The sequence below is a fragment of the Dactylosporangium sp. NPDC005555 genome, from assembly GCF_040605635.1.
Lineage (GTDB): Bacteria > Actinomycetota > Actinomycetes > Mycobacteriales > Micromonosporaceae > Dactylosporangium.
The window spans coordinates 39,359-52,303 of the sequence record NZ_JBEXDG010000047.1; the positions used below are offsets into that span (position 1 = coordinate 39,359).

Annotated in this window: 12 protein-coding genes; 7 read left to right on the forward strand and 5 right to left on the reverse strand. The window is 73.4% G+C overall.

What is annotated here, in order from left to right:
• The first annotated feature begins 233 nt into the window (after nucleotides 1-233).
• From ABZS58_RS37045 to ABZS58_RS37055, 3 genes are all read left to right on the forward strand, one after another.
• Complete coding sequence (locus tag ABZS58_RS37045; protein ID WP_354788026.1) at nucleotides 234-749, forward strand: hypothetical protein; 516 nt, start codon at nucleotides 234-236, stop codon at nucleotides 747-749.
• Between the two features lie 153 nt (nucleotides 750-902).
• A complete protein-coding gene (locus ABZS58_RS37050; protein ID WP_354788027.1) occupies nucleotides 903-1,340 on the forward strand; it encodes a YbaB/EbfC family nucleoid-associated protein in 438 nt (145 codons plus the stop codon).
• Between the two features lie 2 nt (nucleotides 1,341-1,342).
• The gene (locus ABZS58_RS37055) at nucleotides 1,343-1,873 is read left to right on the forward strand and encodes a hypothetical protein (RefSeq protein ID WP_354788028.1); all 531 of its coding nucleotides are present in this window, start codon (nucleotides 1,343-1,345) and stop codon (nucleotides 1,871-1,873) included.
• A gap of 16 nt (nucleotides 1,874-1,889) precedes the next feature.
• Here ABZS58_RS37055 and ABZS58_RS37060 read toward each other — a convergent pair whose 3' ends face one another.
• Nucleotides 1,890-3,269, reverse strand: a complete 1,380-nt coding sequence (locus tag ABZS58_RS37060) for a UDP-glucose/GDP-mannose dehydrogenase family protein (protein ID WP_354788029.1) — start codon at nucleotides 3,267-3,269, stop codon at nucleotides 1,890-1,892.
• A gap of 184 nt (nucleotides 3,270-3,453) precedes the next feature.
• Between ABZS58_RS37060 and ABZS58_RS37065 the strand changes: the two genes are divergently transcribed.
• Nucleotides 3,454-4,827: a DUF1996 domain-containing protein gene (locus ABZS58_RS37065; RefSeq protein WP_354788031.1), complete on the forward strand. Its 1,374-nt coding sequence runs from the start codon at nucleotides 3,454-3,456 to the stop codon at nucleotides 4,825-4,827.
• Nucleotides 4,828-4,831: 4 nt separating this feature from the next.
• Here the strand turns inward: ABZS58_RS37065 and ABZS58_RS37070 are convergent, their stop codons facing one another.
• From ABZS58_RS37070 to ABZS58_RS37085, 4 genes are all read right to left on the reverse strand, one after another.
• A complete protein-coding gene (locus ABZS58_RS37070) occupies nucleotides 4,832-5,452 on the reverse strand; it encodes a hypothetical protein (RefSeq protein ID WP_354788032.1) in 621 nt (206 codons plus the stop codon).
• Nucleotides 5,449-6,105 (reverse strand): response regulator transcription factor, encoded by a 657-nt coding sequence (locus ABZS58_RS37075; protein WP_354788033.1) that lies wholly within the window; start codon nucleotides 6,103-6,105, stop codon nucleotides 5,449-5,451. Before ABZS58_RS37075 ends, ABZS58_RS37070 begins: the two co-directional genes overlap by 4 nt.
• Before the next feature lie 118 nt (nucleotides 6,106-6,223).
• Entirely contained in the window at nucleotides 6,224-7,384 is a 1,161-nt protein-coding gene (locus tag ABZS58_RS37080) for an ATP-binding protein (protein WP_354788035.1), read from the reverse strand.
• Nucleotides 7,385-7,473: 89 nt separating this feature from the next.
• On the reverse strand, nucleotides 7,474-8,886 hold the full coding sequence (locus tag ABZS58_RS37085; protein ID WP_354788037.1) for a DUF1996 domain-containing protein: 1,413 nt from the start codon (nucleotides 8,884-8,886) through the stop codon (nucleotides 7,474-7,476).
• Nucleotides 8,887-9,223: 337 nt separating this feature from the next.
• On the opposite strand from ABZS58_RS37085, the gene ABZS58_RS37090 reads away from it, so the two are divergent.
• The 3 genes from ABZS58_RS37090 to ABZS58_RS37100 are packed head-to-tail and all read left to right on the forward strand — an operon-like array spanning nucleotide 9,224 to nucleotide 12,925.
• The gene (locus tag ABZS58_RS37090; RefSeq protein WP_354788038.1) at nucleotides 9,224-10,363 is read left to right on the forward strand and encodes a glycosyltransferase family 4 protein; all 1,140 of its coding nucleotides are present in this window, start codon (nucleotides 9,224-9,226) and stop codon (nucleotides 10,361-10,363) included.
• Nucleotides 10,360-12,060 (forward strand): glycosyltransferase family 2 protein, encoded by a 1,701-nt coding sequence (locus ABZS58_RS37095; RefSeq protein WP_354788039.1) that lies wholly within the window; start codon nucleotides 10,360-10,362, stop codon nucleotides 12,058-12,060. The genes ABZS58_RS37090 and ABZS58_RS37095 overlap by 4 nt, the downstream gene beginning before the upstream one ends.
• Nucleotides 12,053-12,925, forward strand: coding sequence for a glycosyltransferase family A protein (locus ABZS58_RS37100; RefSeq protein ID WP_354788041.1), 873 nt, complete (start codon nucleotides 12,053-12,055; stop codon nucleotides 12,923-12,925). Before ABZS58_RS37095 ends, ABZS58_RS37100 begins: the two co-directional genes overlap by 8 nt.
• Nucleotides 12,926-12,945 lie beyond the last annotated feature (20 nt).

Here is a 12,945-nt window from a genome sequence, read left to right on the forward strand (position 1 = left end):
CTGCCGGTCGGCGGAGGCTCCTACCCGCGATCCGCCCCGCAATGCGTTTCAGGGCGGAGCCACGCAGACCGCGCTCCTCCGCCCCGCGGACACCGGACGGTTCCTGCACCGGCGCGGCGGCGTCGAGCGGTGGACGCCTGGGGACGCCCCGCAGACGGCGGGCGGCGGCGGTCCGGACGTCGCGGATCCGGCTTTGAGTACGCTGTGCGGCGACGCAGGGGAGGGCGGGGCCGATGGGCACCTTCTACGGACCGGGAATCATCCACCTGATCGCCGAGGCCGACGTGCTCGAGGGCGACCCGACGGGCGAGGCGGCGGTCGCGTGGCTGCTCGAGTTCGCCGGGATCGGGCTGAGCCGGCGGTTCCGCGACATCGTCGGCGAGCGGGTCGCCGAGTTCACCGACGACGGCGGTCAGGTCACCTGGCGGTGGCTGGGCGACGACGAGGCGGCGCCGATCCTGGCGGTCGGGCCGAGCTTCGGCGACACGCACGAGGAGTGGCCGGGCGCGATGGAGCACGACCTGTTCGTGCCCAACTGCACCGCCACCGGGCCGGGCAACGTCGAGGCGGCCGGGTCGCCGGTCGACCGCTGGTTCTACACGCCGATCGAGCCGGTCGAGGAGGAGCTGCGCGAGACCCTTGAGCAGATCGCCAGCGGCGACTACGACGCCGACCCGGGGACGGTCACCGAGCTGCTCGGCCGGCTCGAGTTCTGCCGGACCCACCACCTGCTCCTCGTGGTCGCCTGACCGGCGTTCTCAGCCCCCCGCCGTGAGCTTCCCGGCCCGGCGAAGTAGACCTCGGTGTTGTGGGTACCACCGGGTGCGGGGGTTGGTGTGCGCGCGGGGTGGACGATTCGGCCGGCCCGACGTGCCGGCTCGGCGAAGTGAGGTAGGACGGCAGTGGACCCGAACGTGGACCCGGCGATGGACCCCGACCGGCTGGTCGAGGACGCGCTGCGGCAGATGCGGCAGGTCGAGGACTTCCAGCGGCGGTCGGCGGCGATGGTCGGCCGCGGCGAGGCCCTCGACGGTCTCGTCACCGCCGAGGCGCGCGGCGACGCCGGCCTGTCGCGGATCACCATCGACCCGCGGGCGATGCGGTCCCCGGCGCAGGACCTCGGCGACGCGACCCTGCGGGCCGCCCAGGGGGCCCTGGAGGACCTGCGGCGGCAGACGATGGAGGCGATGCGCGACATCCTCGGCGACGACGTGATGGCCGCGGTCGACGGGACCGGCGACCCGAGCAAACTCGTCGCCGAAGCCGGGCAGCGCTTCCAGATGTCGGCCGACGAGGCGATGGAGACCCTCGACCGGCTCCGCCGCCAGGGCGGGTTCTGACCGTGCCGCCGGTCGTGTTGCGACGGGCCGGGGCGCTGCGCCGCAGCCACCGCGCCACCCTGCTGGCGCTCACGTTCCTGCTGTTCATGGTGGCGTACAGCGTCCTGCAGGTCGTCATCCACAGCGGTGATCACGACGTGCCCGCGGTGCTCGACACGCTCGCGTTCGGGCTGCGCTGGGGCTGGACGGTCCTCGCCGTCCTCTTCGCCGCGCTCGCCCTGACGCTGGTGGCCCTGGAGCTGAGCTGGCTGACCGGCACGACCGAGCTCACCGACCACGGCATCGTGCTGCGCTCCGGCCCGCACTCGGCGACGGTCGGCTGGATCGACGTCGAGGAGCTGCGCGCCGTCCCGGCCGCGGGCGGCCACCTCTTCCACCTGCGCACCACCGTCCCGATGCCGCGCCCACCCAGGCTCGGACTGCAGGGCAGCCGCGAGGCCTGGCTCGGCTGGCACGCCGGCGGTGACGCGGCGGTGGCCGCCGTGGCCCGCCCGCACCTCGGCGTCAAGTACCGGTCCTCCCCCCGCGCCTGACCGGCGGGGCGACGCCTCAGAGCCCGACGGGCCGCCCCGCGATGGTGAGGTACGTGTAGCCGAGCCGGCTCAACCGCTGCGGGTCCAGCACGTTGCGGCCGTCGAGGACGATCGGGGTGCGCATGAGGCCGACGTACTTGCCCCAGTCGAGCTCCAGATACTGCGGCCACTCGGTGACGAGCACGACGGCGTCGCTGTCGTCGAACACCTCGTCGACGGTCTCGCAGAGGCTGGCGGCGAGCTCCGGCTCCTCGGCGCGGAAGCGCTCGGCGGCGATCGGGTCGTGCAGCTTCACCCGGGCGCCGCGGGCGGTCATCAGCCGGGCGATGTCGATCGCGGGGGAGTCGCGCAGGTCGTCGGTGTTGGGCTTGAACGCCAGGCCCAGCAGGCCGATCTTGCGGCCCTTGAGGATGCGCAGCTCGTCGAGGAGCTTGTTGACCGCCTCCTCGCGCTGGCGCTGGTTGACCTCGCGGGCGGCGGACACGATCGGCATGTCGTAGCTGTACTCGGCGGCGGTCGCGATCAGCGCTGCGGTGTCCTTGCCGAAGCACGACCCGCCCCAGCCGACGCCCGGCTGCAGGAACCGCGACCCGATCCGCGCGTCGAGCCCGGTGCCCCGCGCGACCTGGTTGATGTCGGCGCCGACCTTGTTGGCCAGCTTGCCGATCTCGTTGATGTAGCTGATCTTCAGCGCCAGGAACGCGTTGGCCGCGTACTTGATCAGCTCGGCCGACGCGAGGTCCGTGGAGACCAGCGGCACGGCGCCGACCTCCTCCGGCCGCGGCAGGAACGTCGGCGCCGTGAACGACTGGTTGAGCACCGCCCGGTAGAGCCGGTTGAGCACGTCGAGGCTGCGCGGGTTGTCCGAGCCGATGACGATCCTGTCCGGGAACAGGGTGTCGTGGATCGCCGAACCCTCCCGCAGGAACTCCGGGTTGGACGCCACCGCGAACTCGCCCGCGGCCCGCCGCGAGTGGAACTGCTCGAACGACTCCCGCAGGATCGACTCGACCCAGTTGCCGCTGCCGATGGGCACCGTCGACTTGTTGACGACCACGGTGAACTCGCCGTCGATCGTCTCGCCGATGCGCTCCGCGGCCATCCGCAGATACCGCAGGTCGGGCTGCCCGTCCGGCAGCGACGGCGTCTGCACGGCGACGAACACGACCTCGGCGCCGGGGACGCCCTCGGCGTAGTCGGTGGTGAAGGTCAGGTTGTGCGCCGCCTCGTGCATGAGCTCGTCCAGGAACGGCTCATAGATCGGCGAACGCCCCCCGCGGAGCAGGTCGACCTTCTCCCGGTTGAGGTCGACACACGTGACCTCGTGCCCGAGATAGGCCAGGCAGATGCCGGTGGTGAGGCCGACGTAACCCGTTCCCACGACGCATACCTTCACCGGCCGATGATACACAGCGGTAACTCTGCGCACGATATGTCGGAATTTGGGGTAGTGCCCGGTCTACCGGGAACGGTCGACCCGTCGCGCCTGAACATTGGGACCCGCGCCCGGGACTTCCGGTTCAGGCGCGGAGAAATCCCGGCTCCTAGCGTGAGAACAACCCCGCCAGGAGGAGACATTCATGTCCAGAATCAGACGCGCGGCAGGCGTCCTCGCCGCCGTGCTCGCCGGTGTCACCGTCACCGCGGTCAACATGGCCGACGCGGCGACCCCACTGATCGTGCAGGCCGAGTCGTTCGCCGCGCAGTCCGGCGTCCAGGTGGAGACCACCGTCGACACGGGCGGCGGCCAGAACGTCGCGTACCTCGCCAACGGCGACTGGCTGCGGTTCGACGGCGTCGACCTCGGCCCCGCCGGCACGCTCACCGCCGCCGCGAGGGTCGCCTCCCCCGTCGGCGACGGCACCGTCGAACTGCGCACGGGTTCGCTGACGGGGCCGCTGCTGGCCAGCTTCCCGATCGCGGCGACCGGCGGCTGGCAGGCGTGGACGACGCTGTCCGCGACCGGCACCCACGCCACCGCCGGCCCGCAGCCGGTCTTCGCCGTCCTGCGCAGCCCCGGCGGCGCCGACTTCGTGAACATCAACTGGTTCTCGTTCACCACCGCGGGATCGGCCCCATCGAGCCCGGCGAGCCCGTCCGGCACCGGATGGGTCGACGTCGACCAGGCGAAGTGGGGCGCGCAGCTCGCCGCGTTCAACGCGCTGCCCATGGACCCCGCCCCCGCGAATGCCGTGCGGGTCCCGGAGTTCAACGCGTCCTGCACCTACAGCCACTCCCGCAAGGACGACCCGATCGTCTTCCCGGGGCTGCCCGGCGCGTCGCACATGCACAGCTTCATCGGCAACCGCAGCACCGACGCGAACAGCACCGCCGACACGCTCCTGGCCAACGCCGGGACCAGCTGCGCGCCGGCGCCGGACCTCTCCGCGTACTGGGTGCCCACGCTGTACGAGCGCGGCGTGGCGGTCGAGCCGAAGGCCGTCGTCGTCTACTACGGCTCGCGGCTGACGGACTCGTCGAAGACCGTGCCGTTCCCGCAGGGCTTCCGGATGATCGCCGGCGACGCGAAGCTGCAGGCGCCGACCCCGGCCGGCACCGTCAACCAGTTCTACTGCGCCGGCCCCGGCGGCGAGATCGGGCGCAGCGCCGACGGCAACTGGCCGCGCTGCGCACCCGGCGCGTCGCTGCTGTTCCAGCTCGTCTTCCAGGACTGCTGGGACGGCACCCACCTGGACAGCCCGACGCACAAGGGGCACGTCGCCTACACGTACGACGGGAAGTGCTCCGGCGCGTTCCCGGTCGCGATCCCGTCTGTGTCGTTCGTCATCGCCTACCCGACGCCCGGCTCGGCCGACGGGTTCACGCTGTCGTCGGGGATGGCGTCGTCGTTCCACGGTGACTCGTTCTTCGCCTGGGACAACACCGCGCAGGGCAAGCGGGTGAAGAACTGCATCGTCCAGAAGGCGAAGTGCAACACCGCCGGGACGTTCTGACGCGTCAGCGCAGCTGGATCCGGTTGACGTCGGGGGCCGGTCCCTCGTCGTTGAAGAACCGGATCCAGCTCGTGCCCGCCGGCAGGTGGACGCGCAGCGACACGGTCGCGGGGATGAGCCAGTCGCGGGCGCCGCTCAGCGTCAGGGACTGCGCGGGCCCGTCGTTGACGGCGACGCTGAGCGTCCGGGTCTCGGCCGTCTCGTACGTGACGGTCAGCGTCCGCTCGCCCGCGGCGGTCACGCCGGCGACGCGGATGGCCAGGGTGTTGGGCCCGCCGATGTAGCCGACCCGGCTCCCGCCCACGCACGAGGGGCACTCGATGACCCGGGCGCCGTTGCGCAGGTTGGCCGGGTCGGCCGCATGCAGGTCGATGACGGCGAACGCCGTGGGGGACGGCGGCCGGACAGTGGGGGTCGGCGGCACCGAGGTGCGTGGCAGCGCCGAGGCCGGTGTCGCCGGGACCGGCGCCGGGCTCGAAGCGGCGGGCGGTGGGGGTGTCGGGGCGGTCGCGGCCGGCGGGTGGCCGCGACCGCCCGGCAGCACGAGCGGCGGCACGAACAGGGCCGTGGCACCGACCCCGACGGCGAGCGCCGTCCAGCCGAGCCGCCGCGGCCACGCCGTCATCGCCGGCCGGTCCACAGCAGGACGGCCTCCATGCGCCCGCGGACGCCGAGCTTGGTGAAGACGTGATGCAGGTGGTTCTTGACCGTCTTCTCCGTCAGCAACAGCCGGTGCGCGATCGCCGCGTTGGACAGCCCCTCCGCGAGCAGGTCGAGCACGTCGCGTTCGCGGCCGGTCAGCCGGTATCTGGTGAGCGTCTCCTCCTGCCGCTGCGCGAGATCCTCCCGCCAGGCCTGGGCCCGGACGGTCCGGGTCGCGACGGCCGCCGCGACCGGTGACAGCCAGCCGTGCCCGGCGGCGACGGCGAGGACCGCGCGGCCCAGCTCGGCCGGGTCGAACGCGCCGTGCACGAGATAGCCGCGGGCGCCGCCGCGCAGCATCCGCCCGATGAGGTCGGGGTCGGCGTCGCTGGTGATGACGAGGACGCCGCTGAGCCGGCTCAGCTCGCCGAGGACGGACAGCCCGTCGGCGACCGGCATCCGGTGGTCCAGCAGGACCACGTCGGGGCGTGCCGCCCGGGCCTCGGCGAGTGCCTCGTGGCCGTCGGCGGCCTCGGCGGCCACCCGCACCCCGTCGACGCCGTCGAGGTATCCGCGCAGCGCCGCCCGCACGATCGGGTTGTCGTCCACCACCAGCACCGTGACGTCGCCGCTCACGCCGGCTCCTCCGCTGCGCTCCGGGCCGCTCACGCCGTCACCTCCGCTGCGCTCCGGCGCCGGCCTGAGCCGATACTGAGCTCATGGTGAGCGGCTCCTCCGCTGCGCTCCGGGCCGCTCACGCCGGCACCGTCACTTCCACCGTCGTGCCGCGGCCGGGGGAGGACGCGACGTGCAGGCTCCCGTCGACGGTGTGCGCCCGCTCGTACATGCCGATGAGCCCGAAATGGCGGGCGGCGCGCAGCTCGGCGAGGTCGGCGGGCAGCCCGAACCCACGTCCGTCGTCTCGGACCCGCAGCTCCACCCGCCCGGGCGCGCTGCGGACCGCGACGCGGACGTGCCGGGCGGAGGCGTGCTGGGCGACGTTGTGCAGCGCCTCCTGCAGGATGCGGCACAGCTCGTACCGCACCGCGACCGGAGGGTCCACGGGCGCCGTGGCGAGGCGGACCGGGATGCCGTACACCTGCGACCACCGCCGGCAGATCTCCTGGACGGTGTCGGCGAAGTCGCTGTCGGGGGCGTCGAGACGCAGGCCGTCGACGAGCTCGCGGGCCTCCTGGGCGGCGGCCTCCGCGCCGCGGGAGACCGTGCCGGCGAGCTGCTCGGCGAGATCTGGGTGGCGGCGCAGGGACTGCGGCAGCGCGAGCGCGGCGAAGGACACCCCGCGCAGCGTCTTGGTGACGGAGTCGTGCAGCTCCCGGGCGAGCCGGGCACGTTCCGACGCGGCGGCGGTACGTTGTGCCGAGGCGACCACCCGCACCGACAGCTCCACGTAACGGCGCAGTGCGGCGGTCGCGACGGCGGCGCCGGCGGTGGCGAGGACGCAGGCGATCGGGAACGTCAGCATGAAGCCGGCGAGCCGCGGGTCGGCGCCTGCGGGCAGGACGGCCGCGGCGACGGTGTAGCCGAGCGCGGTGTAGCCGGCCGCGAGCGGCAGCGCCCACATGCCGGCGAGGACCCCGGCGAGCGCTGACGCGCCGACGGCGCAGCAGAAGAACGTGACGCCGCCGCCGTCGAGGGCGAGGACACCGAGCACCGCGGCCGCGTCCACGGCGATGCCGGGCACCGGCCGGCCCGCGACCCGCGGGTGCCGGGACAGCACGGCCAGCCCGGCGGCGGTGGTCACGGCGACGACGGCCAGGGTGGCGAGCAGCGGGCGGGGGTCGGCGACGAGGCGCAGCCCCACGGCGCCGGCGGTGAGTGTGGCGGCCGCCCGGCCGAGCAGCACCGCACGTCCGAGGGCGGCCGGTGCCACCACCCTGTCGACATGCTGCCCCACGGGCCGGACTCTACGCGTTTTCCGGGCTGGTCACATAGACAGCGCTCGGCGCCCCGCAGGTCTTCCGCGGGGCGCCGAGCGGGTGTCCGTTACGGCAGGACGTAGTTCTCGTTGAGCGCCGCGCCGCGGTCCGGCTTGTACTGGTCGAACCCACGCGGGTTGCACTGCAGACCACCGACGATGCAGTGGGTCGTCAGCGCGGCCAGGGTCGGAGCGTCCCAGGCGTTGTACACGTCGTAGTGGAACGAGTAGCCACGGCCGCTGGAGAACGCCACGTTCGCCATGTTGCCGCTGACCGGCCACGCCATCTTGAACTCGATCATGTTGACGGCGACCGGGTGCGACGACGGGCAGACCCCGACGACCGGGTAGGCCATGTGCGCCTTGTGGTCGGGCGAGTCCAGGTGCAGGCCGTCCCAGCAGCTGGGGGCCTGGAACCGGACGTTGAGCTGGCTGCCCGGCGTGCAGTTCGCGGGGATGTCCCACTGCCGGGTCAGGTCACCGCACTCGAAGCCCTCAACCGCACCGGGGTGGTTCTTGAACTGGTCGAGCGTGGAGGACGGGCTGCCCACGACGTACCGCAGACCCGCCGGCATCGGCCGGACGCTGCGCCAGTCGAGGACACCGCTCTTGTAGTAGATGACCTGGCGGTCGACGGGCTGCACGGCGACGCCGTTGTTGAGCAGGGTCGGCATCCAGTACGCGGACTTGTCGCCGGGCGTGATGCAGGCGGTGCCACCGGCCTGCAGCGACGCCAGGGTCGTGTTGGCGTTGGTGGTGGTGTTGCCCATGAACGTGTGCGAGTGCGAGGCGCCCGGCAGCCCGAAGAACACGATCGGGTCGTCGGGGAGGTTGCTGCGGCTCACGGAGCAGTTCGCCTGGAACTCGTGGTGGGTCGTCGGCGGGTTCGTCGCCGGCGGGGTCGCCGTCGACGGGGTGACGCCGGTGACCGGGTTCGGCGCGTTGACCCAGCCGGGGCCGCTGGTCGGCGGCGGGGTGCCGGTCGACTCGCCGTAGACCTTGAACTCCCACAGCGAGTAGCCGTAGCCGGTGCCGCGCTGCGTGCCGTACATGCGCACGTAGCGGCCGGAGCCGTTGACGTTGAGCGTCTGCGTGCCACCGGTGCCGGTGGTGGTGCTGTAGATGCTCGTCCAGGCGTTGCCGTCGGCCGAGGTCTGGATCTGGAACGCCTTGCCGTACGCGTTCTCCCACTGCAGGACGACCTGGGAGATGGTGGCGGTGGCGCCGAGGTCGACGCGCAGCCACTGCGGGTCGCTCCACTGGCTGCCCCAGCGGGTGCCGGGGTTGTTGTCGAACGCGCCGGCCGGCGGCGACTCGCCGAGCTCCTGCGAGGACGCGAGGGCCGGCTTGTTGAGCGAGAGCAGGGTGGGGGCGGCGGCGTCGGCGGCGGTCAGCTGAATAGCGCCGACGACCATCGATGCGACCACCGCGGTGGTGACCCCGATCGGGGCCAGGATTCTTCTGAGCCGTCTTGTACTCATGGAGCTCCCAGGGTGTGGGCGGGCGCCGCCGCCGCACCGTGTCGCTCGGCATGCGTGAGGCGGTCACGCATGCCACCGGTGTCGGCGTGGAACCGGGTGGCGGGATGAGCCGTTGGAGAGCGCTCTCCCAAATGTTGCGCCCGCGTGGCCGGTCCGTCAATACGTGGCGACGCCTCGCCGGTGCGAAACCGCACAATTCGGGGGGTACCTCAGCGGAATTTAAGGCTATGACGGAGAGCGCTCTCCAGTTGCTCTTGCGTGACGAGTGGTTTGTGCCTACATAGCGTGGTTTGACTGATACTCTCCGTACAGGTGTTGCTGGAGGGGAGGACGGGCCATGCGGCGAGAGACCCCGCGGATCCTGCACGTCACCGGGTCGATGAGCGGGGGCGTCGCCGCCGCCATCGTCGAGTTCGTCCGCTCGACCCCGCAGTTCGAGCACCACCTGCTGTTCCGGCGCGGGCCGGGCGCCGGCCGCGCCCTCACGGCGGCCCCCGGCGACCCGCCGGTGGGCTTCGAGGACCTGTTCGCCGGCAGCCGCGACGCCGGAGGCGGGCCCGTCCGGCTCGGCCGGGCGCTGCGCGAGACGCTGCCCGCCGTCGCCCCGCGCATCGTGCACCTGCACGGCGCCCGGGCCGGGTTCGTCGGGCGCACCGTCATCCCGGTGGTCGCCCGCTCCGTGACCGGGCCCGCGATCGTCTACACGCCGCACTGCTTCGGCTTCGAACGCACCACCGCCCCGCGTCTGCTGACGCGGTCGCTGCACGCGGCGGAACGGGCCGTGGCCGCCTCCACCGATCTCGCCGTCTGTGTCAGCCCCCGCGAGGCGGCCCTGGCCGAGGACCTCGGCATGCCGGCGGTCGTCGTGCCCAACACGACCCGGGCCCGCACCGCCCGCCACTGCACCGGGGCCTCCCCGGGTGGGTCGGTCGTCACTGTCGGACGGGTGGGGGCGCAGAAGGACCCGAGCTTCCTCCTGCGCGTCAAGGCACTGCTCGACGGCGGCGCCACCTGGACGTGGGTCGGCGGCGGCGACCCACGCCTGGAGGCGACGCTGCGCGCGGCCGGGGTCAGGGTCACCGGCTGGCGGTCACCGGCTGAGGTGCGCAACCGTCTCGCCGCCGCCGACGTGTACCTGCACACCGCCGCCTGGGAGAGCTGCCCGCTGCCGCTGCTCGAGGCCGCCGCCGCCGGGCTGCCGCTGGTCGCGCGCAGCATCCCCGCGCTGGACTCCCTCGGCCTGGACCCGTCGCTCGGCACCGCCGAGGCGGTCGCCGCCGAACTCGCCACCGTGCTCACCACCGGGCGTCCGACCCGGCCGCGGCTGCAGGAGACGTTCGCCGCCCGGCACACACCGCAGGCGCAGGCCGCCGCGCTCGCCGACGCGTACACCGGTGTCCTCGGCCCGATCGCCGGTCAGGCCCGCATCTGCGACCCGCACCTGATCGTTGACCCGGAGGAGGTGACCAGCCGATGAGCGTCACCGTCAGCGTCATCATGCCCGTCTGCAGGACCGCCCGCGCCCTGCCGTCGGTGCTCGCCCTGCGGGTCCCGGACGGCGTCACCGTCGACCTGATCGTCGTCGACGACGCCACCGGAGCGCCGCTCCCGCCGTCCTTCCAGGCCGCCACCGCCGATCCCGCACCCGCACCCGCACCCGCACCCGCTCCCGTCGGCGCCGCGGTCGCACCTGTGCCGGACGGCGCCCCGGTTGCGTCTGTTCCGGGCGATGCCGCGGTTGCGTCTGTTCCGGATGATGCCGCGGTTGCGTCTGTTCCGGGTGACGTCGCGGTTGCGTCCTTTCTGGGCGACGGCGCGGTCGAGGCGGTGCCGGGCGATGTCACCGGGCCGGTCGAGGCGCCGTTCCCGGTGCGGGTGCTGCGGCACGACGCGCGGCGCGGGCCGTCCGCCGCCCGCAACACCGGCCTGGCCGCCGCCACCGGCGACTACGTCTGGTTCGTCGGCGGCGACGACTGGGTAGACCCCGAACTGCTCGCCTCGCTCACCTCCGCCGCTCCCGGCGCCGACATCGTGGTCGCCGGCACCGTGCCCGTGACGGAGGACGGCGTCACCGGCCCGCCGCAGCCACCCCGCGACACCACCACCGTGTGGACCGGCCGGCAGGCCGTCGAGGAGTTCCTGTACCGCCGCATCCGCTCCGGCGTGACCAACAAGCTCATCCGCCGCGCCCTGCTCGACGGCCTCACCTTCCCGCACGGCCCGCGCCACGAGGACGTCGCCGTCATGGCATGGCTGCTGCTACGGACGCGGAGCGTCGCGTTCGTCGCCGGTCCCGCGTACTTCCACCTCCGCCGCCCCGCCACCGGCTTCAACCCCCGCACCACGGAACGCCCGGCCGCCGTCGACGAGGCCCTGTTCGTCCTCGCCGGCGCCGGCTCACCCGCCGCCCGCCAGCACTTCCGCCTCCGCGCCGGCGCCCTCGCCGTCGCCGGCGCAGCCGCCCGCTCCTCCACCGGCGAACTGTCCGCCGCCGCCTGGGAAGCCGTCGGCACCGCCCGCCGCACCCTGCGCCCCCGCGACGCCTGGACCGCCCTGCGCCACCGCCAGCCCGTCCTCGCCTCGGCGGTGCTGCTCATGCGCCTGGCCCCCGCCCTGTACGTCCGCCTCTACCGCGCCGCCCGCGTCGCCGACCGCCACCGCCACGAACGCCTCGGCCGCCCCTGGCGCGACGAAGCAGCCGCCGCCGACCCAGCCGCCACCGCGCCCCCGTCTCATCCGGCCACCGCCAACCCGATTGCAGCTAATCCCGTTGCCGTCAATCCCGTTGCCGTTGATCCGGCTTGCGTTGACGCGGCTTCCGTCGACGTGGCTGCTACTCATCCGGGTGGGCCCGGTCCGGCTGGGGCTGGTCCGGTTGCGGGCAGTTCGATTGCCGTTGATCCGGTTGCCGGCGGGGCGATTGCCGTCAATCCGGTTGCAGATAATTCGGCTGGGGCCGTTTCCGCTCGCCAGGCCGTTGGCCCGGCTGTTCCGATCCAGTCTCGCGCCGTCGTCCCGGTCGACGATGCTGCCGCCGGCCCTGCCTCGCCCGCCGCTGATCCGGCATCGCCCGCTGTTGACCCAAGGCCGCCCGCCGAGGAGACGGAAGCCCCGCTCGCCGGGGGCGCCGAACCTGGGGCCACCACTGATCTCGTGGGGGCGGATCGTGACTGACGGGGGCCGGCGCGGACCGGCGGTCACCTGCGTCGTGCCGACCCACGACCGCCCGGAACTGCTGGTGCGGGCGTTGCGGTCGGTGTTCGCGCAGACCGTGCGGCCAGCGGCGGTCATCGTCGTCGACGACGTCGGGTCCGCGAAGAGCGTTGCCGACGGGTTCGGCGACCGGGTGCGGTACGTGCGGGCCCACACCTGCACCGCCGGCGCCTCCCGCAACCTCGGCGCCGCACGGGCCGGGACGCCGTTGCTCGCGTTCCTCGACGACGACGACACCTGGCACCCCACGTTCCTGGCCCGGTGCCTGGCCGAGCTCGACACCCCCGGGTCCACGGTGGACTTCGCGGCGGTGTGGACGTGGCACTGCCGCTCGGGGCACCGGCGGCCCGGCGGGTCGCTGCCGGAGGTCGTCGCGCCGGGCGCGTGCCTGCACCGCAACCCCGGCCTCACGGGCAGCAACTTCGTCATGCGCGCCGACGCGTTCCGGAGCCTCGGCGGGTTCGACGCCGGGCTGCCGGTCAACAACGACCTCGACCTGTTCGTCCGCGCGCTCGACCTGAGCCTCACGTATGCGGTGGTCCGGGAGCGGCTCGTCGTGCAGTACCGGACGGGCCGCCGCCTCTCGTCCCGCGGTCCGGTCCGCGCGTCAGGCCTGGCCGGCTACCGGCACAAGTACCGCGACCGCCTCACCGTCGCCCAGCGCCGCTTCCTGCGCCGGGAACAGTACGTGGCCCTGAAGTTCCCCGATCAGCTGCGCCGCCGCAGGCTCGCCTACGGCCTCCTCGGCTGGCTCAACACCACCCCACGCCAATGCGTCGACGCCGTCCGCCACCGCCTCAACGGCGCGGCGCTGTACAACGACTGACGGCGAACACCCGATCGCCG

Coding starts and splice junctions, on each gene's coding strand:
- ABZS58_RS37070 (WP_354788032.1), bottom strand. CDS start 5,452: ATGACGGCGTGGCCGCGGCGGCTCGGCTGGACGGCGCTCGCCGTCGGG.
- ABZS58_RS37045 (WP_354788026.1), top strand. CDS start 234: ATGGGCACCTTCTACGGACCGGGAATCATCCACCTGATCGCCGAGGCC.
- ABZS58_RS37085 (WP_354788037.1), bottom strand. CDS start 8,886: ATGAGTACAAGACGGCTCAGAAGAATCCTGGCCCCGATCGGGGTCACC.
- ABZS58_RS37065 (WP_354788031.1), top strand. CDS start 3,454: ATGTCCAGAATCAGACGCGCGGCAGGCGTCCTCGCCGCCGTGCTCGCC.
- ABZS58_RS37095 (WP_354788039.1), top strand. CDS start 10,360: ATGAGCGTCACCGTCAGCGTCATCATGCCCGTCTGCAGGACCGCCCGC.
- ABZS58_RS37090 (WP_354788038.1), top strand. CDS start 9,224: ATGCGGCGAGAGACCCCGCGGATCCTGCACGTCACCGGGTCGATGAGC.